This is a genomic window from Paenarthrobacter sp. UW852 (genome assembly GCF_024608385.1).
Taxonomy (GTDB): Bacteria; Actinomycetota; Actinomycetes; order Actinomycetales; family Micrococcaceae; genus Arthrobacter.
In genome coordinates, this window is record NZ_JAMSGY010000002.1 from 190,858 (window position 1) to 216,521 (window position 25,664).

Below are 25,664 nucleotides of genomic sequence, written 5' to 3' on the forward strand. Positions count from 1 at the left end.
ATGCCGCCATCCAACAATGGACCCAGGCACCGTTTAAGCCGTTCCAGGTACAGAGAGGAGCGCATTTTCCGACCGTTCCGCCCATAGGATTCGAACCTATACTCCACGGCTCCAAAGGCCGGGGTGCTGCCGTTACACCAGAGCGGACCGTGCATGGTTGACACCTCCAGGCGGCAGGGCCCGGGGGCTTCCCGGCTCACCGGGATGCACACACAAGAATCTAGTTTGCCATGACCATTGCGTGGTTCGCGACTCGGCTGGCCCCCACCCCATCGGTGACGCTCCAATGAACACCACCTTCGCCCTTACCGGCTGGCACCTGGGGCATGATGGTGACGTGAGCAAGCGCACTGAAATCTCCCGGCCAGTGGCCGCCGTCGAGCCCGCTGCGGCCGCCCACAACACTCCGGCAGTGCGCGTTCGGATGACTGGGCAGCAGCGCAAATCCCAGCTCATTGGCATCGGCCGAGCACTCTTCGCCGCCCGTGGGCTGGACGGCACCACCATCGAGGAAATCGCAGCCACGGCCGGTGTGTCCAAGCCGGTCATATACGAACATTTCGGGTCCAAGGAGGGTCTGTACCGCCAAGTCGTGGAGACCGAATTCCGGATACTCCTGGACTCCATCACCGAGTCACTGAGCGCCGACGCCAAGCCCCGCGTCCTGGTGGAGCGTGCCGCACTGGCCCTTCTCGGCTACATCGAAGACCGCACGGACGGATTCCGGATCCTCATGCGGGACGCCCCACCTTCCCAGCCAGAGGGCGCCTTCTCAACACTGCTCTCGCATGTCACGGCGCGCGTAGAGCACCTGCTTTCGGACGAATTCGCCCGTCGGGGTTTCAGCGCAGCCGACGGTGCCATGTACGCGCAGATGCTCGTGGGCATGGTGGCCATGACCGGCCAATGGTGGCTCGACAGCCGCCAACCCGACAAGCGCGCAGTGGCAGCCCACTTGGTGAACCTTGCCTGGAACGGGCTCACGGGGCTGCAGAAAGAGCCCGAGCTGCGCTCCGAGGGCTGAGCCCCCCTTTCTCCCCTAGTTCCGTCGCCAACCCGCAATTGCGTCGCTGGGCAACGACGGAGAAGCGGGTTGGCGACGTGTCAGCGCAGGAGAAACCGGGCCGTGTTCGTAGGATTTGCCCATGACAGCACCCCAGATCTATGTCCTCTTCCCAGGTACTGCCCGCGAAGCCTTGGGTTTCTACGCGGAAATCTTTGGCGGAGAACTAACCCTTCACTCGTATCAGGACTTCTCACGCACTGACGGGCCCGCGGACGCCGTCGCCCATGGGGTCCTCAGCGGAGTTGTTGCCTTGGCCGGCGCTGACGCAGCGGCGGGTGAGAAGAGCGTCCGCATCGAAGGAGCCATGCTTAGCTTGCTCGGAGCGGCCGAGCCTGCGGTCCTGCACGAGTGGTTCGACAAGCTTGCCGACGGCGGCCGGATCGTCGACCCGCTGGCGCAGAAACCGTGGGGCGCATCAGACGGCCAGGTTGTGGACCGTCACGGCCTCCACTGGCTCATAGGCTACGAGGCCGCCGAATAGCACGCGTGACGTGAGCGAGCGTCAGCGGGAAAGCTACGGGACGTGAGCGAGCGTTGGAGCAGCGGCGGGCATCCGGCAGCGTGCGTCAAAGCGACGAAGGAGCAGCACGCAGAGGATGCGCGCCGCTGCGTCCCCACCAGCCCGAACTACTCGCCCAAGATTTCGGCGGCCTCCAACCACTCGAGCTCCAGGCCCTCTTTCTCGTCGAGCAATTCGCGGAGCTTGGCATTGAGATCGCTGAGTGCGTCGAAGTCGCCGGATTCGGACTTCGCAGCCATCTGGGTGTGAAGCTTTTCTTCCTGTTGGGCGATCTTGCCAAGTTGGCGGTCGATCCTGTTGAGGTCCTTGCGGGCTTCGCGCTTTTCGGCTTCGCTGGCACCTGAAGGAGCCCCGGACGAAGAGGAAGTGGAAGCCCCACTGGCAGAAGTCGGCGCGCCGGAGCCGCCGCCCACCGCGCCTGAGGCCAGGGCAGCTTCGCGCAGCTCAAGGTACTGGTCCACGCCGCCGGGCAGGCCACGGAGTTTGCCGTCGCCCAGCAACGCCATTTGGTTGTCGGTGACGCGTTCCAGGAGGTAGCGGTCGTGGCTGACGACTACGAGCGTTCCGGGCCAACCGTCAAGGACGTCTTCGACGGCGGCAAGGGTGTCGGTGTCGAGGTCGTTGGTGGGTTCGTCGAGCATGAGGACGTTGGGCTCACCGACCAGGAGGCGAAGGAGCTGCAGCCGCCTGCGCTCACCACCGGAAAGGTCGGAGACCGGGGTCCATTGCTTTTCCTTGGTGAACCCGAGCTGTTCCACGAGCTGTCCTGCGGTGAATTCCTTGCCGCCCACGCTGAAGGACCGCTTTTCACGTTCAATGACTTCAATGACGCGCAGGTCCGAGACGTCGTCGAGTTCCTTGACGTCCTGGGTGAGCACGGCGGTGACCACGGTCTTTCCGCGCTTCACTTTGCCGGACGTGGGCTGGATTTCGCCGTTGAGCAGCTTCAGCAGGGTGGACTTGCCCGCGCCGTTGACGCCCACGAGTCCCAGGCGTTCGCCCGGCGCGAGCCGAAGGGTGATGTTGTCGAAGAGTTTCTGCCCGTCCTCGCCGTCGAGGAAGTCGAGGGACACGTTCTCAAGGTCGAGGACGTCCTTGCCCAAGCGGGCGGTGGCCATCTTGCTGAGTGCCACGGAGTCGCGGGGATCGGGCACGTCGGCGATGAGGTCGTTGGCGGCTTCGATCCGGAACTTGGGCTTTGCCGTTCGGGCCGGGGCACCGCGGCGAAGCCACGCGAGCTCCTTTTTGACCAACTGCTGGCGCTTGTTTTCGACGACGGCGGCCATCCGGTCACGCTCGGCGCGCGCCAAAACGTAGGCGGCGTAACCGCCGTCGAACATGTCCACCATGGCGTCGTGGACTTCCCAGGTGTAGTTGCAGACTTCGTCGAGGAACCAACGGTCGTGGGTGACCACCAGGAAGGCACCTTGGTTGGCTCGCCAACGCGACTTGAGGTGGCGGGCAAGCCAGGCAACACCCTCGACGTCGAGGTGGTTGGTGGGTTCGTCCAGCATGATGACGTCGTGGTCTTCAATGAGCAGCTTGGCCAACGCGACACGGCGTTTCTGTCCACCGGAGAGGGCGTGGACGTTGGCGTGCCAGTCGACGTCGCCCACCAGTCCGCCCATGACTTCGCGGATTTTGGGGTTGGCGGCCCATTCGTGGTCCGCGCGGTCACCGACGATCGCAGCGCCCACGGTGAGGTCGCCGTCTAGCACGTCCCCTTGGTCAAGGTAGCCGACGGTGACGTCGCCGCGTTTGGTCACGCGGCCGGAATCGGGCGTTGAGCGCAAGGCGAGCAGGCGCATCAGGGTTGATTTGCCGTCGCCGTTGCGGCCCACCATACCGATGCGGTCACCGTCCTCCAAACCGAGGGTGACGCCGTCGAGGACAGTGCGGGTCGCGAACGAAACCGTGAGGTTTTCGCCGCCGAGCAGGTGGGCCAATGGGTACTACTTTCTACTGCTGGAATGCGGGTGCAAAAAGCCGGAGGGGTACTAGAGGAGGGTATCGGAGATGATCCGGGCGCCGGGAACGGGGCCGTGCACCGCGACCGCGGTGTGACCCCGGTGGGTCAATTCTTCGGCGAGGACAGCGGCGGACACTGAGTCCCGCGCCAGTAACGCAATGGTGGGGCCGGAGCCGGAGACCATTCCGGCCAACGCCCCGCGTGCTTCGCCGAGGCCGATCGTGTCACGCAGTTGTGGAGCGAGCGTGATGGAAGCCCTTTGGAGGTCGTTGATGAGGACCCGGCTCAGTGTCTCGGGGTCACCGTGGCGGAGGGCTTGGAGAATGGTGGGATCCACGTCCACGGGCTCCGGAATGTCTACCCCTTCGGAATCCCGGAGTCCGTCAAGGGTGCGGAACACATCGGGAGTTGATAGCCCGTAATCGGCAAAGACCAGCACCCAGTCCATCTGGGCTTTAGCCAGCGCCGGGGAGAGTTTGTCGCCCACGCCAAGGCCGACGGCGGTGCCCCCCAGGAGCGAGAACGGCACGTCTGCGCCCAACTCGGCAGCCAGGTGCGCGAGTTCCTCGCGGGACAGTCCGCTGTTCCACAAGGCATCGCACGCGAGCAGCGTCGCTGCGGCATCTGCGGAACCGCCGCCCATGCCACCCGCAACGGGTACACGCTTGGTGATTTCCAGGTGCACGCCCGTGGGCTTTTCGGACATTTCCGCCATGATGGCCGCGGCCTTGTAGGCGAGGTTCCGCTCATCCAGCGGAATGTCCACGCCGTCCAGGTCCAGCGTGCTGTCCGGGCTGATGCTGATGGTGATTCCCTCAGCCTCGGTACTGGTAGCCGCTACTTCCTCGTACAGGGAAACGGCCAGGTAGACGCTGGCCACCGAGTGGTAGCCGTCGGCCCGCAGGGGGCCCACGCTCAGGGAGACGTTGACCTTCCCGGGAGCTTTAACCCGCACTGTCCTGGCATGGAAGCGATCCCCCACGAACGGCAGGCTGCTCGGCTTACGGGTCCCCGGCGTCATGCGTCCACGGGGTGGCGGGCTTCGGCGATTTTGACGTAGGCGGAAATATCCAGGACCTCGCCGCGGGCCGTCGGGTCCACACCGGCTGCAACAAGGCAACGCTCCGCTTCAGCTGCGCTCCCGGCCCAACCGGCCAGGGCTGCGCGGAGCGTCTTGCGTCGCTGGGCGAAGGCAGCATCGATGACGGCGAAAACCTGTTCCCGGGTGGCGTGCGTCTGCGGTGGATCATGGCGTGTAAACGCTACAAGCCCCGAGTGGATTTTAGGTGCCGGCCAGAACACGTTCATGCCGATGACACCTGCTTTGCGCATATGCCCATACCAGGCGGCCTTCACGGAGGGCACACCGTAGATCTTGGATCCGGGAGTTGCGGCCAAACGGTCAGCTACCTCGTCCTGCACCATCACCAGCCCGTGCTGCAGGCTCGGGAAATGCTGGAGCAGGTGCAGCACCACTGGTACGGCCACGTTGTAGGGCAGGTTGGCTACCAGTGCCGTGGGCGGCACCGGCAGTTCGGTAACTTTCATGGCGTCCGAAAGCACCAGGTGGAAGTTCTCTTCAGCGTGCGGGCGCCAAGCCCGAACCGTTTCCGGCAGCTTCCCGGCAAGGACCGGGTCTATCTCTACAGCTACTACTGACTTGGCCGCGTCGAGCAGGCCCAAGGTGAGGGAACCCAGGCCCGGGCCGACCTCCAGAACGGTCTCGCCGGCGTCGATATTGGCGGCCGCCACGATCCTGCGGATCGTGTTGCCGTCAATCACAAAGTTCTGGCCCAGGGTTTTTGTAGGGCGTACACCGATTTCCTCGGCGAGCCGTCGAATGTCTGTGGCGCCCAGCAAAGGCGCGACGGCGGCGGGATCGGAATTCGGTTCAGTCACCTAGGTATCGTATCGCCTGCGCGGACCTAGGCTGCGTGCGCGCAGCCCCAGTCGCTGAGGCCGTTCTTTGCGTAGAGGCGGTTGGCGATCTCGATTTGCTGGGCTTTGGTGGCGAGGCTGGCGTTGGCAGCGTAAGCGCCGCCACCGTTGGCCAACCACGTAGGACCGGAGAATTGAAGGCCGCCATAGTAGCCGTTACCACTGTTGATGGACCAGTTTCCACCGGATTCGCACTGGGCGATCCTGTCCCACATAGCCTCGTTCGGGGCGCCGGTGGGACCGCTGGACGTGGCTGCTCCTGCGGTGGCCTTGGCCGGGGTGGCGACAGGGCGTGCCTTGGTGCCGACGCTGACCTGCTCGGTGACAGGCTTGGTGGTGACGTCGCTGGAAACGAGTGTGCGGGATGCCTCGCGGCCATCAACCATGACCAACTTGAAGTTCTTCGTCAGTGAGCCGGGTACGCCCTTCTGCGTGACCTTCTCTTCGCCCTTGAACAGGTCAGCGGAGTCGGTCTTCACGCTGTCGAAAGGAACTTCTTCGGTGGCCTGGTCGGTCTTGCTGGTATCCACGCGTGAAACCTTGATGACCATGTCCTGGACGATCGGAGCGTTGTCCGGCTGGGACACGCGGTCGTTGGCTCCGACGGTGATCTTGGCGTCCTTGAGGACTGTGGCGACGTCGGGCGCCGTCGTCGTGGTGCTGGTGTCCTTGCCGTCAGCGACGAGGCTGATGGTCTTGGGAGTGGAGATCGACACGAAGGAGCCGGTCACCTGGAGTGAGGCTTCCTTGGGCTGGGACACTACGGCGGAGCTTGCCACTCCGAGTTCGCTCACCAGGCCTGCCACATCCGGAGCGGTGGTGTTGACCGTCTTCCGGGCACCGTCCAACTCAATGGAGACGGCTTTAGCCAGGTTGACGTTGACCACAGAGCCGTTATCGACCTTGCTGTCCAATGCAGGGGAAACGCGGTCTGCGTCCTTCAGCTCGACCTTGGCTGCCTTGACCACCTGGTCTACAGTGCCGCCGAAAGTCTGGATGGAGCTCACTTTGCCGTCGACGTTAAGGGTGACTGTCTTGTTGTTGCCCACGAAGGCGACGACACCTACGACCAGCGCTGCAACAACCAGCAACTGGGTCCCGACTTTGAGGAAGCTGAACTTGCCATCCGTTGTGAAGAACTTGATCACGATTGCCCATTACTCTCAGACCATCCGGGCACGGGGAAAAGCACAGAAGAAATGCCAGCCGCAAAACGGAGGGGCCAGACTACAAGCCTGGTCCCACTCCTGCTGCCGGCATCTGCGCCGCCAAAATCATTCAACTTGTGGGCACGGAATCAACCCGCCCAGTTGTCCGAAGGCCTTCCCCGACCCCGGCTATTTGTTTAACACAGTAACCGATCTGTTATAAAGCGACCAAGACATCTGCATACCCGGTATCCATTGGAGGGGCCCTCCGCCAGCCCTCAAACAGGCATCAGGCCCATGATCCGTAGGCCCGCAGCGTGTTTTCGGCCAACCGCGAACACAGCTCGGCGAGGTCATCTCCTGTCACTTCCGCCATGGAACGGACTGTGTACGGAACCATGTAGCTCGCGTTCGGCCGTCCTCGATGCGGGTGGGGAGTCAGGAACGGCGAATCCGTTTCCACCAGAATCCTGCTGGGCTCGGCGATTGCCAATGCCTCCCGGAGGTTCCCCGCGTTCTTGAAGGTCATGGTCCCAGCGAATGACATGTACCAACCGTTGTCGTTACAGATCCGGGCCAGTTCCGCGTCGCCGGAGAAACAATGGAAGACCACCCGCTCCGGGGCTCCCTCCTCCCCCAGCACCTGCACCACATCATCGTGGGCGTCGCGGTCGTGGATCTGCAGGGTCAGACCCAGCCTTTTTGCTATGTCGATGTGGCGCCGGAACGAGTACCGTTGATGGGCCAAACCTTCGCCGTGGGTCCGGAAAAAATCCAGCCCGGTCTCGCCTACGGCCCGGATTCGCGGGTGGGATGCCAATTCCTCGATCTCTGCGAGCGCCGCTTCCAGCTCACCGCGGCCTGCATAGATGGGCGCATCGTTGGGGTGTATGGCCACGGCTCCGAGCAGACGCGCATCGCTCTCCACGGCCTGCACCGTGAACCGGGACGACTCAAGGTCGCAGCCCACCTGCACGGCGCCCTGCACGCCCACGGCCTCGGCTGCGTCCATGGCGTCCCGCACGGAGACTTCGATGAGGCCGTGCCGGAAGTCCAGGTGGGTGTGGTTGTCCATGACTGGCACGGGCAGGGGTTCGGGCGCCGGTGGATATTCCTTTCGGGCATCCGTGGGTTCGGTTGCATCGGCTGGCGCGCGGTACGGAGCAGGGGCGAGGGAGTTGCACATCTTTCCACCTTAATCGGACCGCGGTCCTTGGAACGGAGGAGATAAATTCCACTTGGCACATAAATTCCGGAAGCACTCTGTCAGCGACGGCCAAACTCTGGGTAGTCTGGAACGGAAAGGCGGCCAGCACCAGCGGGTTTGCTGCTGTGTGGCCACGGCTGAAGGGCAATCCATGGAGTCCAAGCGACAAGTCACTGTTGAACCCTCGCCCCTCCATGACCAGGCCTACAGTGAACGTCCCCACGATGGCGCTGCCCTGAACGGACACAAGCCGCAGGTCATGGACTCTGAACGGTTCCACGACGCAAGTGAACGCATCCTGGCCTCCATCGGCCAGGTCATCGACGGGAAAGCGGACGCGGCCAAGCTGGCACTGACTGTCCTGCTCGCCCAAGGACACCTTCTTCTGGAGGACGTGCCGGGCGTAGGAAAGACACTCTTGGCGAAGACATTGGCCAGGACCGTGGACTGTACGGTCTCACGCATCCAGTTCACCCCTGACCTCCTGCCCTCGGACGTCACGGGCGTGTCCATCTATAACCAGTCCTCACGGCAATTCGAGTTCCGGCCGGGTGCCGTTTTCGCGAACATCGTGATCGGCGATGAAATCAACCGCGCCTCCGCCAAGACCCAGTCAGCCCTCCTGGAGTGCATGGAGGAGCACCAGGTGACAGTGGACGGCCGCTCCTACCAGCTGGGTCTTCCCTTCATGGTGGTGGCAACGCAGAACCCTATCGAGATGGAAGGCACCTACCCCCTGCCTGAGGCCCAACGCGACCGGTTCATGGCCCGGATCTCCATGGGTTATCCGGACAAGGATGCCGAAATCGAGATGCTTGAGACGCACCAGGCATCCTCGCCGCTGGTCAACGTGACCCCTGTGGTGACGGCCAACGAGGTTGCTGCCATGATTGCTGCCGTCCAGCAGGTGTATGTGTCCACGGCCATCAAGGAATACACGGTTGCCATCGGCCGGGCTACCCGCGACAGCGCCCGCCTTCGCCTGGGTGCAAGCCCCCGCTCCCTGTTGCAGCTGTTGCGTGCCGCCAAAGCCACAGCGGCGCTCGATGGTCGTGACTTCGTCCTCCCCGACGACGTGGTGGATGTGGCCGAGTCGGTGCTGGCACACCGGATCATCCTGGACCGCAAGGCAGCGAGTTCCGGCGACACACCGCAAAGCATCCTCCGGGGCATCCTCGCTTCCCTGCCGGTAGCACAGGAAACGCCCGGCCAGGGCCGCAGGGACCGGCACACCGCTTAGGAGGCGGGCATATGGCACTCGTGGATCGGCTTCCCAAGCACTTGTTCACCAATCGCGGCTGGGGACTGCTGGCTGCGGGCGCCCTGGCACTCGGTTGTGCGTACGTCATGGGCAGGCGCGACCTGCTGACCTTGGCGGTCCTCCTCCTTATCCTGCCGTTGGTCTCGCTGGCAGGCGTCCGGGTGCTCAAGCCGAAGTTCCAGGTGTATCGGGAGTTCAATCCCTCCACAGTGGAAACAGCCAATACCACCACGGTTCGCCTGGCCGTTGCCCGGTCCACGTACACCAGCGGCCACGTAATCATGGAAGAGCAACTCCCGCCCCGGTTCGGCGAACCTCCCGCTTTCCGTTTCCCGGCCCGGTCGGCTTCCGGCGGCACCAGCCGCTATGAATACCATTTGCGGTCGGGCAAGCGGGGCCAGTTCCGGATCGGTCCGGTCACCGCTGAGTTCAGTGACCCTTTCGGCCTGTCGTTGCGCCGCCATTCCATTGACGACGGCGACATCCTCACGGTGACGCCGGCCGCCGTCGAACTTCCCGCCACGGGCTTGGCAGGCGCGCGCGGCAACGACGGCGTAACTGCGACACGGATCCGGGCCAACCCCAGCGACGACGACATCATGACCCGCGAGTACCGGCACGGGGACCCGATGCGCCGCGTCCACTGGGCTGCCACCGCCCGCCATGGCCAACTCATGGTTCGGCAGGAGGAGTCCGTCACCACACCGGAAGCCACCCTGATCCTGGACCAGCGGTTCACCGCGTTTTCGGGCGGCCCTGGCTCCGGGTTCGGAGCCCACGACGACGACTCGGACCTGGTGACCAGCCCCAGCTTTGAGTGGATGGTCACCGCTGCCATGTCCATCGCCGGGCACCTGGCGGAGCGGAACTATTCCCTGCGGGTCCTGGATTCCTTTGGCGGCCCGGCCTTCCTCCGTTCCCGTTCGGCGCCGGAACCGGACACGGAGGAGTTCGCAGGTGTTGGCGGCTTGCATGCGGTCGCGGAGGGGCTGGCCGCCATAGAGCTCAGCGGCCCCAGGCACGTCCGGGGCGACCACCATCGGATGGAGCATTCCCGCGCGGACCAGCGGAGCCAGGGCAACCACGGTCCTGACCACCGCGAGACCGGTGCCAGCGCAGCAGAGGACTCCGTGTTCGATGACCGGCTGATGGACAAGCTCGCGGCACACCGCCTGCGGGGCCCGTTGTTGGCCTTGGTCGGGACCATGACCGCCGCCGAGGCACGGGCCCTCGCCCCGGCCGCAGCCTACGGCGCGAATGCTTTCGCCTTGGTCATGACCGACTCTTCACGCAGCAGCAACGACGACGTGCTGGAAATCCTGCGGCAAGCCGGCTGGCGTGTCGCCGCCGTAACGTCCAGGACGTCCCTGGCCGCAGCATGGTCTTCCTTCGATGAGGGCGGCATCGTCGCGGCCGCAGGCGCAGCCATGGACGTGCGGCGTGGGGCGGCGGTGCCCCGATGACTGCCACTTCGCACCGCTCACCCGAACCCGCGACCCAACCCGGCGGAACACCCGGTCAGGACCAGCCCAGGAGGACCCAGCCACGGCGGCCTGGGCCTGGGTTGTATCCGTGGGTCATGGCCGGATCCATCGCGGTGGCAGTCCTTGGAGCCGCGTTGTCCTTGAACGGTGTGCTGAGGGGCTGGGCCTGGTTCATGCCGCTCATCACCACCGTCGTGGTGGTTTCCCTTGCCTTGGCCGGGCTGCGGGCCCTCGGCGCCCGGCCCATCCTGGCCACCCTCGGCTCCTTGGCGAGCCTCGCGGGGGTGCTGAGCTTCATTTTCTGCCGCCAGGACAGCCTGGCTGGTTTCATCCCCACCCCCGGTACGTTGACCGCCGTCGGGCGCCTCATCAAGCGCGCCGGCGAGACTGTAGTCTCCGAGAGCGCTCCGGTGGCGCCCAACGCGGGCATCGTCTTTGTGATGTGTGCCTGCCTTGGCCTTCTGGTGATCCTGGTGGATGCGCTGGCTGTTCCGCTGGCCATGCCGGCTGCCAGCGGAATTGGGCTGATTGCCATCATGGTAGTCCCGGCCACCATCAAGCCCCAGAGCGTGGGCGTGCCAGGGTTCCTCGGCGCGGCAGTGGGATATCTCCTCATCCTCGGGTGCAGCCATTGGTTCGCCCCCGACGCCCGGTTCCAGACAGGGACAGGGCGCGGTTCCGGCCAGTTTCGCCGATCCGTTGTCACGGGCGGGCTGGCGCTCGCTTTGGCCATGGTGGTCCCGCTGGCCATTCCCGGCTTCGAGACCGGTACGTTCCCGCAGGGATCGAGGTTAAGCCCGTGGGGCACTTCCAACGGCCTGAACCCCATGATCACGTTGGGCAACAGCCTCCGCAGCCCCATTGGTTCGGGTCGGATAACGTATGCCACGAGTTCCGGCTCCGCACTGTATCTGCGCTCGGTCACCATTGACCATTTCGACGGCGAGACCTGGGCGCCGGATGACCGGGCAGCGCAAAGGCGGGCCGGTGCCGACAGGATCGAGACCGGCTACTCGGTCCAGGGCGAAGTCGTAAACGCCGTGACCTCAGTCAACGCGGGCCTGTTCACCAGCCCCTACCTCCCTGTGCCCTTCGCGCCGGCGTCAGTGAACGGGCTCAACGGAAACTGGACCTGGGATCCGCAGACCCTCAGCATCATGAGCTCGGAGACAACCACCCGCGCCCAGCGCTACGTCGTTTTCTCTGCCGCACCCAAGGTCACGGCGAAAGCTTTGGCCCAGGCTGCGCCCACACCCAAGGGGATCTCCGATGACTTCCTGCGGATTCCCAACGGCCTGCCGGAGATCGTCCGGCAGACCGCAGATGCGGTGACACGCCCTGCGGCGAATAATTACGCCAAGGCATTGGCCATCCAGAAATACCTGCGCTCCGGTGAGTTCACCTACTCGCTGCAGGCGCCCGTCCAAAACGGCTACGACGGAAACGGCCTCTCGGTGCTGGCTGACTTCCTTGCCGTGAAGAGCGGATACTGCGTGCACTTCGCATCTGCCATGGCCGTGATGGCGCGGGCTGAGGGCATCCCAAGCCGGATCGCCGTAGGCTACGCGCCCGGTCGCCTCACCGGCGAGTCGGTTGCGCTGGTGGGCCAAGGGTCGTTCCCGGAGTACGAAGTTGATGCCCGGGACGCACACGCCTGGCCGGAACTGTACTTTGAGGGCCTTGGCTGGGTTCCTTTCGAACCCACGCCTTCGCGGGGCGTCGTCCCGGAGTACGCCTCGGAGAGCTCCACCGCAGGGAACCTCAGCACCAACGCGGATGAAAAAGACGTCCCCACCACGCAGGCCCCACCGGCAACCGCTCCAGTGCCCCTGCCCGGCGTTGACACGCCGGCAACGACGACAGCCAGCGTCAACCCGTACCCCGCCATGGTTGCCATCGCTGCCGGGGTCCTGCTGCTGATCGGCTTCCTGTGCTCGCCCCGGCTGAGCAGGTCCCTGCTTCGCCGGCGGCGCCTCAACCGGAAGGCTGCCGAGGAGTCCCCCGGCGTTCCGCCGGGTGCTCTTGATACAGCACCGCAGCTGGCATGGGATGAACTGCAGGACCTCGCCACTGACTATGGGGTGGAGTCAACGCCCAGCGAGACGCCAAGGCACTTCTCCGCCAAGCTCCGCTCGAGTCCCGCTTTGGGCGAGGTTGGCGGGATGGACGACGCCGCGCACGCAGCGGTTGCCTCGCTCACCTCGGACTTCGAACGGCAGCGCTATGGTCGCCCCGCAGAGGCCGCCCCGGCAGCGGCGACGCGCATCGCCGTCGTCCGTGAATCGCTGCGGAACAACGCTACCTGGTTGGTGCGCTTTCGCGCGGACTGGCTGCCGCCGTCGATGATGCGCCGCTGGGTCCACGCCCTGGGTGCGCCGTTCCGGGCTGTTGGGGCGCTGGGAAAGCGGCTCGGGTGGACGGTGGCCCGGTGGTGGCGGGCGCTCCGGGGGCTGCTGCCCGAGCGCCGCTGACGCGCCCGGCCACACTGTTGCCCGTTCGACAGCAAAGAGCCCGACGCCGGAACTTGTGGTTCCGGGGCCGGGCCCCTGCCTGTGTCTGCCGTTCTTGTTGCGAGAGCGGCAGACCGGATCCTGTGCAGCCTAGTCGGCGTACGGGTCCGCGATACCTACGTACTGGGTGTAGAGGTACTCTTCGATGCCTTCGGAGCCGCCTTCGCGGCCCAGGCCGGACTGCTTGACGCCACCGAACGGAGCGGCGGCGTTGGAGATGACACCGGCGTTCAGGCCCAGCATGCCGGTTTCAAGGCGTTCGCTGATCCGCAGGCCACGATTGAGGTCCTTGGTGAAGACGTAGGCGACCAGCCCGTATTCGGTGTTGTTGGCCAGGCGAACCGCGTCATCCTCAGTGGAGAACGTGATGATCGGGGCAACCGGCCCGAAGATCTCTTCACGCAGGATACGGGCGTCCTCGGCCACGTTCTTCAGCACGGTGGGCTGGTAGAAGTAGCCGGGACCGTCAACTGCGGCACCACCGGTGACTGCCTCAGCGCCGCCTTCTACTGCTTCGGTCACCAGCGCGTGCACGCCGTCGCGGGCCTTGCCGTCAATCAGCGGACCGACTTTGGACTCTGCTTCGGTGCCGCGGGCCGTGGTCAATGCGCCGATCCGGGCTGCGAACTTCTCTGCGAAGGAGTCGGCGATGGACTCGTGCACAATGAAGCGGTTGGCTGCGGTGCAGGCCTCGCCCATGTTGCGCATCTTCGCGGCGATGGCGCCCTCAACGGCCTTGTCCAGGTCAGCGTCCTCGAAGACGACGAACGGGGCGTTGCCGCCAAGTTCCATGGACGTGCGCAGGACCTTGTCCGCGGCTTCGCGGATCAGTGCCTGGCCGACCGGCGTGGAACCGGTGAAGGAGATCTTGCGGAGACGGTCGTCCTTGATCAGCGGGCCGGTAACAGCGCCTGCCGTGGAGGTCTGGATGACGTTCAGGACACCAGCGGGGAGGCCGGCCTCCTGCATGACCTGCGCGAACAGCAGGCTGGTCAACGGGGTGAGGTTGGCCGGCTTGAGGACCATGGTGCAGCCAGCGGCGACGGCGGGGGCTACCTTGCGGGTGGCCATGGCCAGCGGGAAGTTCCAGGGGGTGATCAGCAGGCAGGGACCAACCGGCTTCTTCTGCACGAGCAGGCGGTTCTTGCCATCCGGTGCTGCGGAGTAGCGGCCGGAGACGCGGACCGCTTCCTCGGAGAACCAGCGCAGGAACTCTGCGCCGTAGGTCACTTCGCCGCGGGCTTCGGCCAGGGGCTTGCCCATTTCCAGGGTCATCAGAAGTGCGAAGTCTTCTGCACGCTCGGTGACGAGCTCGAAGGCACGGCGCAGGATCTCGCCGCGTTCGCGTGGGGCGGTGCGGGCCCAATCAGCCTGGGCGGCAGCTGCGGCGTCGAGGGCCGCGGCGCCGTCTTCAGCACCGGCGTCGGAGATGCTGAGCAGGACCTTGCCCGTAGCGGGGTCCTCAACATCAAAGGTCTTACCGGATCCTGCCGGGCGCCACTGACCGTTGATCAGCAGGCCGGTGGGAACGGAAGCCAGCAGTTCGCTTTCGCGTTCAACCGTGACAGTCATGGCGACTCCTTCGTCTTGGGTGCTTTGGAGTGTTGCACCACTAGGGTTCCTTGCCAGAAGTGGCTTGAATTACTGCCACGGTACTGCCCAGCCGGAAGGAGTGTCTACGCCTTCGCGCACTGCCAAGCGGGCGCCTATTTGTGCAGCTGCACAGCGTCGATCAGCGGGCTGCCAGGACCGCCGAGTACAGTTCCCGTTTGCTGACGCGGGCGTCCTCTGCCACCGCTGCCACGGCTTCCTTCAGGCGGATACCCTGGGAAATCAGTTCGTTGACAGCTGCAACGTGGTCCTCGGGCTTGCCGGGTTCCTGTTCAGGCGCACCACCGACAACCACGGCAATTTCACCACGGACCTCGTTGTTTTCAGCCCATTCGAGGAGTTCACGGAGGCTACCGCGGATGACTTCCTCGTACGTTTTGGTCAGTTCACGGCAGACAGCGGCGCGACGGTCGGCACCGAAGCGCTCATGCAACGCCCGGAGCATCACTTCGAGCCGGTGCGGCGCCTCGAAGAAGACCATGGTGCGGCGTTCGTCGGCGAGGTCGACCAGGCGGGAGTTCCGCTCACCGGACTTGCGCGGCAGGAACCCTTCGAAGCAGAAACGGTCCGTGGGCAGGCCGGAGAGGGCCAGTGCCGTGAGCACGGCGGAGGGGCCGGGAACCGCGGTGACAGTCAGTCCGGCCGCGACCGCTCCTTCAACCAGACGGAAGCCAGGATCCGAAACCGCGGGCATGCCGGCGTCGCTGACCATGAGGATGGTCTTGCCTGCACGCACGTGGTCCAGCAGTTCGCCGGTCTTGGCCACCTCGTTGTGTTCGTGGTAGCTGATGACCCGGCCGGTAACCTCCACGCCCAGTGCCGTGACCAGCCGGTGCAGGCGCCGGGTGTCCTCCGCGGCCACGATGTCCGAAGTCCCAAGGAGCTCAATGAGGCGGGTCGATGCGTCGCCAACATTTCCGATCGGGGTCGCCGCCAGTACGATCCTGCCAACACCCGGGGTTCCGCTGGATGGTGGACTCTCCAAAAGGGGCGCCCCGTCCATATCTTCTTCGCCGAAAGGAGCCAGGTCCGGGGTGTTGCGTTCTTCGTCCACCTGCCAAGCCTAATGCCGCACGGCCCTCCGCGCCGCACCTCAACGCTGGCATAAGGATCGAAAGGTAGCATGGGCGGGTGAACCAGTCGCCCGTTCCTGCCACAGCTTCCGGCACTCCCGAGGCGTCTTCCGCGACCGCCGAAACAGTCGGCCCCGAGGCCCTCGGCGTCACTCAGCGGTCCGGCTCTGCGGACAACACCGGAACTCCAGCCCATGACGGGTTGGCGTCGGCCTCGCCAAACCCAGCTTCGCCGAACCCAAGCGCTCACCTGCCTGGCCGCGGCTTGGAGCGCCACCGGTGGATAGCCCGGCCCGCGGAGGCGTTCACCGCCACCGCGCTGCGCGCCCGCCTCATCGGCGAGGTGCAGAGCTGGCGCGACTACCCGGCGTCGTTGCGTTTATGGTTCTGGCTGATCCCCACCATCACGGCGGTACTGGGCGGAATCCTGCGCTTCTTCCGCCTCGGCGAGCCACATAGCCTGGTTTTCGACGAAACGTATTACGTCAAAGACGCTTACTCCTACTTGATGAGCGGCTACGAGCGGAGCTGGCCGGCCCAGGCCAACGACTCATTCAACGCCGGCAACCCAAACGTCCTGCTCAACACGCCCGAATATGTTGTCCACCCACCGGTGGGTAAATGGATGATCGCGTTCGGGATGTGGCTCTTCGGCGGCGACAATCCTTTCGGCTGGCGTTTCAGCGCAGCGCTGACGGGCACGCTGACGGTGTTCCTTGTCTCGCTCATAGCGTTGAAGCTCTTCCGCTCCCACACCCTGGGCGTTGTTGCCGGGCTCCTGCTTGCGATCGACGGCCACCACCTGGTTCTCTCCCGGACCTCACTCCTTGACATCTTCCTGGCGTTCTGGATTCTGGCCGCTTTCGGCGCCCTGTTGCTGGACCGCGACGACGGCCGACGCCGGCTGGCTGCCCGGCTCGCCGCGCAGGCGGCTGCTTCGCCCGGGCGTATGCCCACCCCCAGCCAACTCGTCGCTGGCCCATGGTTGGGAATGCGCTGGTGGCGGCTCGTCGCTGGCCTGTGCCTTGGCCTGGCGGTGGGCACCAAATGGTCAGCGCTCTTCTTCGTTGCCGCGTTCGGCCTGATGACAGTCCTTTGGGACATGAGCGCGCGCCGCGTCGCCGGCATCCGCAGTTGGTTCAGCGCCGGCATCATCAGGGACGGACTGCCTGCGTTCGCCACCATCATCCCCGTCGCTGCCCTCACCTACGTGACCACATGGACAGGTTGGTTCCTCTCCAAGGACGCCTACTACCGCCAGTGGGCAGCCACCAATCCGGCTCCCGGCTGGGATTGGTTGCCGAACTCTGTGCGGTCCCTGGCGCACTACCACCTGGAAGCGTTCAAATTCCACCAAGGCCTCAGTGCCGACCACCCGTATGAGTCGAGCCCCTGGACGTGGCTGGTCATGGGGCGGCCTACGTCGTTCTACTACCAGTCCCCCAAGCAGGGCACGGCGGGCTGCGTCGTGGAAACCTGTTCCTCGGCTATCCTCCCGGTGGGGAACCCGGTGGTCTGGTGGGGTGGAACCATCGCGTTGGTCATCCTGTTGTTCTGGTGGGCCGGGCGCCGGGACTGGCGTGCCGGAGCAATCCTTGCCGGTGTGGCAGCTGGCTATCTGCCGTGGTTCATGTACCCCGAGCGCACCATGTTCATCTTCTATGCGGTCTCCTTCGAGCCGTTCCTGGTCCTGGCCCTGGCCTACGTGCTTGGTTTGGTCCTGGGGCGCAGCAGCGACCCTCCATGGCGGAGGCGCTCGGGGCTCTACATTGTGGGTTTGGTGTTGGTGTTGGCAGTTCTTGCAACCGCGTTCTTCTACCCGGTGCTGACTGCCGAGGTGATCAGCTACCAGGAGTGGCGGATGAGAATGTGGATGCCGTCGTGGATTTAGGAGGCAAGAAGTGAGGGAAGCAAGCACGGATCTTCTGGTGGAGGTCGATCCCGACACCAACGTGACGGACCTCCTCCTGGAACGCTGTGCCAAGGATCCCTTCGGCATCCTCTACGCCCATAACACCCCTAACGGCTGGTTGAACGTGTCGGCAGCCAGGTTCCTCGCCGACGTCACGGCCTTGGCCAAGGGGTTGATTGCCGGCGGCCTGAACCCTGGCGACCCTGTGGCGGTACTGTCGAGGTCAAGCTTCGAGTGGACCCTGGTGGACTTTGCCATTTGGATGGCCGGTGGTGTGACCGTGCCCATCTACGAGACGTCCTCTGCCAGCCAGATTGAGTGGATACTGGCCGATTCCGGGGCACGCCGGATCTTCGTGGAGGACGCAGGGAAAGCCAGCCTCGTCCACGATGTGGTGGACAAATCTCCGTCGCTGGGAGACGACCCCGTCACCATTGTGCGGATGGAGCACGACGGCGACGCCCCCAACCTGACCAGCGTGTCCGCCGTCGGCGTCGGAATCATGGACTCCGAGCTGGAGCGGCAGCGCAGCGCCGCGACGCTCGCCGACGTCGCCTCCATCGTTTACACCTCCGGCACCACGGGCAAGCCGAAAGGCTGCGAAATCACGCACGGCAACTTTGTCCTGGTGGCGCGCAACGTCATTCCTTTCCTGCCCGAATTGCTGATGCAGCAGGACGCCCGGACGTTGATGTTCCTGCCACTGGCGCATGTCCTCGCACGTGCTGTCCAGGTGGTGTGCCTCACGGCGGGCATCACCCTGGGGCACAGCGCCGGCGCCAGCGGGCTCATGGCCGACCTCGGAACGTTCAAGCCCACGTTCCTGCTGGCAGTCCCCCGCATCTTCGAGAAGGTCTACGCCGGCGCCGGACACAAAGCTGCCATGAGCGGCAAGTCCGCGCTCTTCGCCGCAGCCTCGGCAACCGCTGTTGAATATTCGACGGCGGTCGACCTCGCCGCGCGCGGCAAGGGGCCAGGCCCCGGTTGGCTCCTGAACCTCAAGCACAGTACCTTCGACAAGCTCCTGTACCCGAAGGTCCAAGAGGTCTTCGGTGGCCAGGTGGGTTACACCGTATCTGGCGCCAGTCCCCTGAGCCTGCGCGAGAACCACTTCTTCCATGGCGCGGGCGTTCCGGTGCTGGAAGGCTACGGCCTGACCGAGACCACGGCACCTTGCACGGTCAATACGCCCAGCATGACAAGAATCGGCACAGTGGGGATCCCCTTGCCCGGGACCACCGTGAGGGTGGCCCCGGATGGCGAAATCCTGGTCAAGGGAATCGGCGTGTTCAAGGGTTATCACGGCAACCCGGCCGCCACCGCCGAAGCTTTCGTCGATGGATTCTTTCGGACGGGCGATCTCGGCGAACTCGACGGCGACGGCTTCCTGACCATCACGGGACGGAAGAAGGACCTCTTGGTCACGGCCGGCGGGAAGAACGTGGCTCCGGCTCCCTTGGAGGAGAAGCTCCGCGAACACCCATTGGTGGGCCAAGCGGTGGTAGTGGGCGACGGCAGGCCGTTTGTCGCAGCACTGGTAAGCCTGGATCCTGAAGGGCTCGCCGACTGGTGTGCCGTAAACAAGGTGTCCCTCTCCGTCGAGGAAGCGGCCGGGGACAGCCGGGTGCAGGCCGCGGTTCAGTCCGCAGTGGACGAAGCGAATAAACTCGTCTCCGAAGCGGAGTCCATCCGGAAGTTCGCCTTCATCACTGCCGACTTAAGCGTCGAGTCCGGGCACTTGACGCCGTCGTTGAAGCTCAAGCGGGCCGCCGTCGTCAGCGACTTCGCGCCCATCGTGGAGAAGCTCTACGGAAAGTAGCTCCGGCACCTAGGCAGGCTCAAACCACCACCTAGTTGCACCGTTCTACCACCTAATTCGGCCGTATTTGCCACCTAATTGAGCCATTTACAATCTAAGGGCTCCTCCTCCCCTCATAACGTTGGCCCGACGAACCAGACGTTTAGGGGGGGATTAATGGCAGTTCCATCAACAGGACCGAGACAGGCGCTCTACTACTCCCGCGCGCGGGCAACATTGTTGCCCCGATCCATCGGGTTCACGATCATCGCATTCGGGGTGCTCTTCATAGCGCTTTCACTGACTCAACGGCGCCTCGATTTTCTACTTCTGCCGTTGATCGCCTTTCCGTTGGGCTCTTTCGTCGGATTCATGACGGCGACCGTGAAAGTGGACGAACACAGCGTGGTCATCGCGTTCTGCGACATCTTCAAACGGACACTGCGTCGCGACGAAATCGCAACGGTGACCACGGACAATGCAGCTGGTCCAAGCGGCTACGGGGTCCGGTACATGGGACCTGGCGCGGTCGGCTACCTCGTGGGAGGTCCGGAGATCAATATCCAGATGAAAAGCGGCAAGACCGTCATCGCCAGCACGAACCGCCCTGAACAACTCATTCGTATTCTGACCGAAGCAGAGAGCTAGTGCCCGCTTAGCGGTCCCTTAGCGGCGGGACTCCGCCTCAGCATCGTGTACTCCGGCTGAGCCAGAGTCCTCATCGGTTTCCGGCATCGACGCGTCAGCCTCGACGCCCTGACGGCCAGCGATGCCCGCGCGACGCCGCTTTGTCGGCCACGTGAAGATGAACGTCAGCGTCGCCACCAGGAACACCAGGGCACCGATGACGATCCCGGCATCCACCCAGAACTGTCCCGGGAAGAGTCGGATGAGGGTGTCATCCAGGGAGAACGTCCACGTCCCGTTGGCGAAGAAGATCCTGTGGAACTCGGTAAAGAACTGCTGCCAGCTCAACGCGGCCAGGACAGCGAGGCCGATGATGATGACCAAGGTGACGATGGATCCCGCGAACAGGCCGCGGCGGATTCCGCCGTTGCTTCGCTTACGCAGGTACAGGATGCCGATGATGCTGAGGATGATCAGCAACAGACCAGCCGCGAAAGAAGTCAGGATGACCACTTTCACATCGGCCATGTGTGCCACTTCGCTGTCCTTGAACAGCTTGGTCCCGTCCTGGTTCATCAAGCCGCCCAGGTACCGCGGACCGGCCCAGTTGCTGAGGTAGTCCACCGCGTACGACCCGAAGGTCATGCGGTCATCGGTGCTGAAACCGTAGCCATCGCCGGGGAAACCGGGACGGTTGTACTCCACCCAGAGGAACAGCGGGCTGGTGACCGCCCTGACAGCGAGCACCAGGAGGATCACGGGGTAGAACACCGCCAACAGCACCTGGAAGATCCGGGGACCCACCGGCTTGACCTTCGCCGCTTGCTCGCGTTCGGCATTGCGCCGGGCTACTTCGTCTTCAGGCGGGCGGACCTGAAGGGCCGACGTCGGCAAAGGCTCCGAATAGTGCGACGGTTCCTTATCCGCTGAAGTACTTGCAAGTGTGTCTGCGAAAAGCGGCGGTTCAGGCTCGGCGTCGGCCGCTTCAGCGGCTTTCCGGTCGGCGCGGGTTTCCGGCTGTCCGGTACTTTCTGAAGCCGTGGGAGTCGCGCCCGTCGTCGTTGCCGGCGCGGGCTGGGCAGCCTTGGGAGTGGGGCCTGCCGCGGGTTCGGGGGTCGCTGCCGAAGCACCGGAGGACGTCTTTGGCTTCATCCAGTCGAAGGCCGGTTCGTTGGGGTCCTCAGGGACGTCCGTGTCAGGCTCTTGTGGTTTTGGGCTCTTGTCGCTCACAGCGGGTTCACTTCCGTAGGCATGCACCGGCGGCGGTTGGGGACTGCCGGCTCTCTTGTCTGCATTCGAGCCTACCGCCCGCCATGACGCAGACACGCGGAGCCACCCCGCCTGCGACCAGATCGCAACGCAACCGTAAGGTCTATGCCGCAATACTCCGGTAGCCGGCGTCGTGGGCGTCCAGGTCTCCGGTCACACCGGACCGGACCGCCTTCCGGCCCAAAACCAGGGTGTAAGTCCAGTAGGCAGCCAGCACGAACGCGCCGATGCCGATTTTGGCCCACACCGGCAGTTGGCTCGGCGTTACAAAACCTTCAACGATGCCGGATACCAACAGGACCAGCACCAGGCCCAGGGCAACAGTGATCAGGGAGCGGGCCTCATCGGCGACCGCCTGCAGCCGTGTCCGCGGACCGGGCCTCACCATGGCCCAAAAGATCTTCAGCCCCGCCGCGCAGGCAATGAAAACGGCCGTGAGTTCCATGAGCCCATGCGGGAGGATGTAACTGAAAAAGATGTCCAACTTCCCCGTCGCCAGGAAAAGCCCAGCCGCGATGCCCACGCCCTGCGCATTCATGAAAAGGATGAACGGAACCCAAAAACCCGTTACTCCGAATGCCACTGCCTGGGCGGAAATCCAGGCATTGTTGGTCCACACCGCGCCGGCGAACGACGCCGCGGGATTCTCCGAGTAGTAGTCAATGAAGTCTTCCTCGACGTACTGCTTCACTTTCGCGTCGCTTGCCACAGCCCTCAGCGCTTCCGGGGAGGTGCCGATCCAGAGCGCATACGCCCCTGCCACCAGCACGAAGGCCACCCCGCACCACACTGTCAACCAACGGATCCGGTAGAAGGCGGCCGGCAGGGAAATGACGAAAAAGCGCGCCAGGTCTTCCATGAAATTCGAGCGGGCACCGGTAAACCTGGTGCGGGCCTGCGCCAAGGCGGCAGAAAGGGACGCTGACAACCCGGACTCGGGCGCCACGGACCGGATCAGTGACAGGTGCGCAGACACGGTTTGGTACAGGCCAAGCAATTCGTCCGCCTCAGCCCCCGTAATCCGGCGTTTATGCGCCAGGAAGTGAAGCCGCGACCATTTGTCCCCATGCACGGCCGAGAAGGCATCTATGTCCACGCCACCACCCTAACGCCCTTATCCGCCCACCGGGCCAGAACCGCCGCTAGACTCATTGGTGCGGGCACGCCGCCCGCAGCATGGGGGGCGATCTTGAGTTCCATCATTACTGGTGAGGCAGTTGTCCTTGAGTTGCGCCCGGCGTCCTTCGCCTCCCGAGCGCTGGGGCTCATCCTGGACGTCATCTCACAGGTGGTCCTCGCTATCCTCCTCATCATCCTGGTCTCCGCCGCCGCCAGGGACCTCGACGAAGCTGCCGTCCGGGCCCTGATCCTCAGCAGCGTGATCTTCTCCGTCATCGTTGTACCCGTCACCGTCGAAACGCTCACCCGTGGGCGGTCCTTGGGAAAGCTCGCAGCGGGACTACGCATAGTGCGCGACGACGGCGGCGCCATCCGGTTCCGGCACGCCCTCATCCGTGGGCTCCTCGGCTTCCTGGAGATCTACCTGACCTTCGGGGGCCTCGCCATCTTCGTGGCCCTGTTCAACGAGAAATCCAAACGCCTCGGGGACATCGTCGCCGGCACCTACTCACTCCGGCAACGTGTCAGCTCGAAGCCGCGCATCATGCCCCTCGCCCCGCCCTACCTGCAGGCATGGATCGCCATGGCAGACATCGGAAGGGTGCCCGACGCCACGGCACGCCGTGCCGGAACCTTCGTACAGCAGGCATACCTCATGGCGCCTGCATCACGCATCAACATGGCCGCGTCCCTGGCCTCCGAACTCGCCCGGTACGTGGCCCCGCCACCGCCCGCCGGGACCATCCCCGAGGATTACATCGGCGCGGTTCTTGGCGAGCGGCGCAACCGGGAACTGGCACGCCTCCGGCAGGCCGAAATACGGAACCGCGCCACCGGCGAAAGGCTCCGCAAGCTGCCCTTTACCGGCAACTAACCGGCCCGGACGGTGCCCGGGGCCGGTTAGCCGCATCCTGGTTAGACCCAGTGCCCGGGTCTTGAAAGCCGTGTTGGTAAGCGTGTGTCAGAACTGCCCTCAGCGGCGTTCACTTGCGGCTGGGTCACGTAAAGAGCACGCGAAAGGTCCGCAGCCTGGAGTTGAGCTCCGCGGAGGTCGGCGCCCAACAGGTCCACCGCGGCCAAGTCACTCCCCCTCAGGTCGGCCCCAATCAAATAGGAGCCACGGAGGTCCACTCCACAAAGACGCCGGTTGGCCAGTACCGCACCCATGAGGTCGGCACCCGGGCGCAGGCCGCCGTCGAGCGTTTCAGTTCCTTCGGCGCCATAAGCACCGCGGACTTCCCCGCTGACCTCCATCAGGAGGTTCCGCACCTCGCCATGGAGGAGTCCGACGTCGGCACCCAGTACCGTCGTCGCGTCGCCTCCGGCGATCGTGGCAATGCGGCTGGACAGGAGCCCCGCTTCGTCGGCAAGTTCAGGGTCGAAAGTCCGCAACCCGGCTTCCTCCAGATACCAGAGCATCTCGTGGAGTTGCTTGACTGTTTTGAATACGGCAAACATCGAGTGCCTGGACGACGGATCGTCGGCCCAGCTGACACCCCCAAAGGTGTGCTGGGAGACGGCTTGGCCCGCACCGAAACAATCAAACACGGTGCATCCTCGGAAGCCACGGGGACGCAGGCGTTGATGGATGGTGCAGGAGAAGTCGCCGGCAAGGTTGGGGCAGGGCGCAGCCGCGGGCTTGTCGATGGCGAAATCCGCCGAGCGGGCGAAGCCAAGGGCGGTACAGCAAAGCGCGAAACAACTGCCGCAATCAGGGCGAAGGGTTGGTGAAATAGTCACATGTGCTCCAAAGGGAAAAGGGATCCGGTGGGAAAGGCCGGGGAACCCGTTTACGGGTTCCCCTCAGGGACTCCCGGAATCACCACAAAGGGCAGCACAAAATGGAGGACCAACACTGGGTGGGCGCCTGAGGAATGGGTCAAAGCATGCAGGAAATAATCACTGACTTGATCCTACAACCGGAACTATCGCTGGGCGTAGCTGGCCCACGGGATGTTCCAGTCCCCGAAGCCTTCCAGGGGCTCCACGGCAGGTGCCCCGGTGTTCAGGATCTGGACAACATCTCCGGTCTTCATGTTGTTGAAGAACCAGGCGGCATCATCCGGCAACAAACCCACGCAGCCGTGGGAGACGTTCACGCGACCTATGGCGCCCCAAGCAGGTTCAAGGGCTTGGTGTACGTACACTCCGGACCAGGTGAGGCGGTTGGCGTAGTCCACCACCATGGGCGCGTAGTAGCCCTTGTCCCCGGGCTTCAGGCCGATGCTGCCGGCGTTGAAGTTGGATTTGCGTTCCTGTTCCAGGATGACGGCGTACCCCGTGGGCGACAACCAATCTTCGCCTCCCAGGGAGACCGGCGCTGTGTGCACCAACTGGCCATCCGAATAGACATTCATGGTCTTGGTGGTGTCGTCCACCACGGCGACGCGCTGGGGCCCCGTGGTGAACGTGGACACGACATTCCCGTTGCCGATCATCTTGTTGCCGAAGTCCACGCCAAGGAGCTTCATGTCGACGGTGACGGTGCTGCCCGAGGCCCAGAAAGCCTCAGGACGGATCCGCACTTTCTTGTCGGAGTACCAGTGCCACGCGACAGGTTGGCCGGAGGACACTGTGATGGCAACCCGCTTCTCCATGGCTGCCTTATCGAGGACGGGCTCGCTGAAGTTGATTTCGATCGGCTGGCCGGAGCCGGCCGTTGAACCGTTGCGCGGGTAAATGGAGGCGTCGGCCTCGTATGCCGCGGAAACTGTGGTGAAGGTTTGGTTCTTCTTGGTTTCCTTGCCCGCAGTATCCACCACGGTGAAGGAATAGGAGTACTGGGTCTTGAACTTCAGCACCTCAAGCGTGGTCCAGGTACTGCCGTCCGGGCTGGTCTTCCCCTGCACAGGCGCACCGCCGCCAACCGGCGTCAGCACCACGTCCTTGACCTTGCCGTTGACCGCCTTGATCTGCGGCCCAACCACGGGGTTCCATTCCACCGCACCGTCAAGGGGCGTGATACCCAGCTCAACGGGCTTGGCTTCAACCGTGGGAGTGGGTGAGGCCGCGGAGCCGGCATTTTGGCTGGATCCAGCCAGCAGGCCTGGAACGGTAGCCACGCCAATCCCGCCCACGGCGATGGCCGCGCAGATCCCCACAATGGCAAGGATCTTGCCCGTTTTGCGTTTGGCGACTTCCGTCATGGTTCC

20 protein-coding genes and 1 tRNA gene are annotated in these 25,664 nt (G+C 64.3%); 9 read left to right on the top strand and 12 right to left on the bottom strand.

What is annotated here, in order from left to right; translation table 11 throughout:
• Nucleotides 1-75: 75 nt before the first annotated feature.
• Nucleotides 76-147: transfer RNA gene (locus NEK97_RS03985), tRNA-Gln, on the bottom strand.
• A gap of 277 nt (nucleotides 148-424) precedes the next feature.
• Between NEK97_RS03985 and NEK97_RS03990 the strand changes: the two genes are divergently transcribed.
• Nucleotides 425-1,024: a TetR/AcrR family transcriptional regulator gene (locus NEK97_RS03990; protein ID WP_235519747.1), complete on the top strand. Its 600-nt coding sequence runs from the start codon at nucleotides 425-427 to the stop codon at nucleotides 1,022-1,024.
• 121 nt (nucleotides 1,025-1,145) lie between these two features.
• Nucleotides 1,146-1,547, top strand: a complete 402-nt coding sequence (locus NEK97_RS03995; protein ID WP_257368625.1) for a VOC family protein — start codon at nucleotides 1,146-1,148, stop codon at nucleotides 1,545-1,547.
• Between the two features lie 146 nt (nucleotides 1,548-1,693).
• On the opposite strand, the gene NEK97_RS04000 is transcribed toward NEK97_RS03995, so the two are convergent.
• The 5 genes from NEK97_RS04000 to NEK97_RS04025 form a co-directional block, all read right to left on the bottom strand.
• Nucleotides 1,694-3,532, bottom strand: coding sequence for an ABC-F family ATP-binding cassette domain-containing protein (locus NEK97_RS04000; RefSeq protein ID WP_257368626.1), 1,839 nt, complete (start codon nucleotides 3,530-3,532; stop codon nucleotides 1,694-1,696).
• A gap of 51 nt (nucleotides 3,533-3,583) precedes the next feature.
• Nucleotides 3,584-4,576, bottom strand: coding sequence for a 4-(cytidine 5'-diphospho)-2-C-methyl-D-erythritol kinase (locus NEK97_RS04005; protein WP_257368627.1), 993 nt, complete (start codon nucleotides 4,574-4,576; stop codon nucleotides 3,584-3,586).
• Nucleotides 4,573-5,454, bottom strand: a complete 882-nt coding sequence (gene rsmA, locus NEK97_RS04010; RefSeq protein WP_235519382.1) for a 16S rRNA (adenine(1518)-N(6)/adenine(1519)-N(6))-dimethyltransferase RsmA — start codon at nucleotides 5,452-5,454, stop codon at nucleotides 4,573-4,575. The genes NEK97_RS04005 and rsmA overlap by 4 nt, the downstream gene beginning before the upstream one ends.
• A gap of 26 nt (nucleotides 5,455-5,480) precedes the next feature.
• Nucleotides 5,481-6,641 carry a transglycosylase family protein gene (locus NEK97_RS04020; RefSeq protein ID WP_308292439.1) on the bottom strand — a complete coding sequence of 387 codons (1,161 nt, stop codon included), beginning with the start codon at nucleotides 6,639-6,641 and terminating at the stop codon, nucleotides 5,481-5,483.
• 289 nt (nucleotides 6,642-6,930) lie between these two features.
• The gene (locus NEK97_RS04025; protein WP_257368628.1) at nucleotides 6,931-7,827 is read right to left on the bottom strand and encodes a TatD family hydrolase; all 897 of its coding nucleotides are present in this window, start codon (nucleotides 7,825-7,827) and stop codon (nucleotides 6,931-6,933) included.
• 172 nt (nucleotides 7,828-7,999) lie between these two features.
• Between NEK97_RS04025 and NEK97_RS04030 the strand changes: the two genes are divergently transcribed.
• From NEK97_RS04030 to NEK97_RS04040, 3 genes are read left to right on the top strand one after another with little or no spacing between them, the layout of a single operon-like run.
• A complete protein-coding gene (locus NEK97_RS04030; protein ID WP_257368630.1) occupies nucleotides 8,000-9,088 on the top strand; it encodes a MoxR family ATPase in 1,089 nt (362 codons plus the stop codon).
• Between the two features lie 11 nt (nucleotides 9,089-9,099).
• The gene (locus tag NEK97_RS04035; protein ID WP_257368632.1) at nucleotides 9,100-10,572 is read left to right on the top strand and encodes a DUF58 domain-containing protein; all 1,473 of its coding nucleotides are present in this window, start codon (nucleotides 9,100-9,102) and stop codon (nucleotides 10,570-10,572) included.
• Entirely contained in the window at nucleotides 10,569-13,064 is a 2,496-nt protein-coding gene (locus NEK97_RS04040) for a DUF3488 and transglutaminase-like domain-containing protein (protein WP_257368634.1), read from the top strand. The genes NEK97_RS04035 and NEK97_RS04040 overlap by 4 nt, the downstream gene beginning before the upstream one ends.
• Nucleotides 13,065-13,193: 129 nt before the next feature.
• On the opposite strand, the gene NEK97_RS04045 is transcribed toward NEK97_RS04040, so the two are convergent.
• On the bottom strand, nucleotides 13,194-14,675 hold the full coding sequence (locus NEK97_RS04045; protein ID WP_211713185.1) for an NAD-dependent succinate-semialdehyde dehydrogenase: 1,482 nt from the start codon (nucleotides 14,673-14,675) through the stop codon (nucleotides 13,194-13,196).
• Nucleotides 14,676-14,835: 160 nt separating this feature from the next.
• The gene (gene rsmI, locus NEK97_RS04050; protein ID WP_257369016.1) at nucleotides 14,836-15,717 is read right to left on the bottom strand and encodes a 16S rRNA (cytidine(1402)-2'-O)-methyltransferase; all 882 of its coding nucleotides are present in this window, start codon (nucleotides 15,715-15,717) and stop codon (nucleotides 14,836-14,838) included.
• Between the two features lie 128 nt (nucleotides 15,718-15,845).
• Here rsmI and NEK97_RS04055 point away from each other — a divergent pair, with 128 nt between their 5' ends.
• The 3 genes from NEK97_RS04055 to NEK97_RS04065 all read left to right on the top strand — a co-directional run bounded on the left by NEK97_RS04055 (nucleotide 15,846) and on the right by NEK97_RS04065 (nucleotide 20,145).
• On the top strand, nucleotides 15,846-17,678 hold the full coding sequence (locus NEK97_RS04055; protein ID WP_257368636.1) for a phospholipid carrier-dependent glycosyltransferase: 1,833 nt from the start codon (nucleotides 15,846-15,848) through the stop codon (nucleotides 17,676-17,678).
• Between the two features lie 10 nt (nucleotides 17,679-17,688).
• Nucleotides 17,689-19,518, top strand: a complete 1,830-nt coding sequence (locus NEK97_RS04060; protein WP_257368638.1) for an AMP-dependent synthetase/ligase — start codon at nucleotides 17,689-17,691, stop codon at nucleotides 19,516-19,518.
• A 156-nt stretch (nucleotides 19,519-19,674) separates the two neighbouring features.
• Nucleotides 19,675-20,145 carry a hypothetical protein gene (locus NEK97_RS04065; RefSeq protein WP_257368640.1) on the top strand — a complete coding sequence of 157 codons (471 nt, stop codon included), beginning with the start codon at nucleotides 19,675-19,677 and terminating at the stop codon, nucleotides 20,143-20,145.
• A gap of 18 nt (nucleotides 20,146-20,163) precedes the next feature.
• Here NEK97_RS04065 and NEK97_RS04070 read toward each other — a convergent pair whose 3' ends face one another.
• Together NEK97_RS04070 and NEK97_RS04075 are read right to left on the bottom strand one after the other, a co-directional pair.
• Nucleotides 20,164-21,354 (bottom strand): TIGR01906 family membrane protein, encoded by a 1,191-nt coding sequence (locus NEK97_RS04070; protein ID WP_235519368.1) that lies wholly within the window; start codon nucleotides 21,352-21,354, stop codon nucleotides 20,164-20,166.
• A gap of 142 nt (nucleotides 21,355-21,496) precedes the next feature.
• On the bottom strand, nucleotides 21,497-22,489 hold the full coding sequence (locus NEK97_RS04075; protein ID WP_257368642.1) for a stage II sporulation protein M: 993 nt from the start codon (nucleotides 22,487-22,489) through the stop codon (nucleotides 21,497-21,499).
• Between the two features lie 93 nt (nucleotides 22,490-22,582).
• Here NEK97_RS04075 and NEK97_RS04080 point away from each other — a divergent pair, with 93 nt between their 5' ends.
• The gene (locus NEK97_RS04080; RefSeq protein ID WP_257368644.1) at nucleotides 22,583-23,386 is read left to right on the top strand and encodes an RDD family protein; all 804 of its coding nucleotides are present in this window, start codon (nucleotides 22,583-22,585) and stop codon (nucleotides 23,384-23,386) included.
• A 41-nt stretch (nucleotides 23,387-23,427) separates the two neighbouring features.
• Here the strand turns inward: NEK97_RS04080 and NEK97_RS04085 are convergent, their stop codons facing one another.
• Both NEK97_RS04085 and NEK97_RS04090 read right to left on the bottom strand, forming a co-directional pair.
• Nucleotides 23,428-24,252: a pentapeptide repeat-containing protein gene (locus tag NEK97_RS04085; protein WP_257368646.1), complete on the bottom strand. Its 825-nt coding sequence runs from the start codon at nucleotides 24,250-24,252 to the stop codon at nucleotides 23,428-23,430.
• A 185-nt stretch (nucleotides 24,253-24,437) separates the two neighbouring features.
• Nucleotides 24,438-25,658 (bottom strand): Ig-like domain-containing protein, encoded by a 1,221-nt coding sequence (locus tag NEK97_RS04090; protein ID WP_257368648.1) that lies wholly within the window; start codon nucleotides 25,656-25,658, stop codon nucleotides 24,438-24,440.
• Nucleotides 25,659-25,664 lie beyond the last annotated feature (6 nt).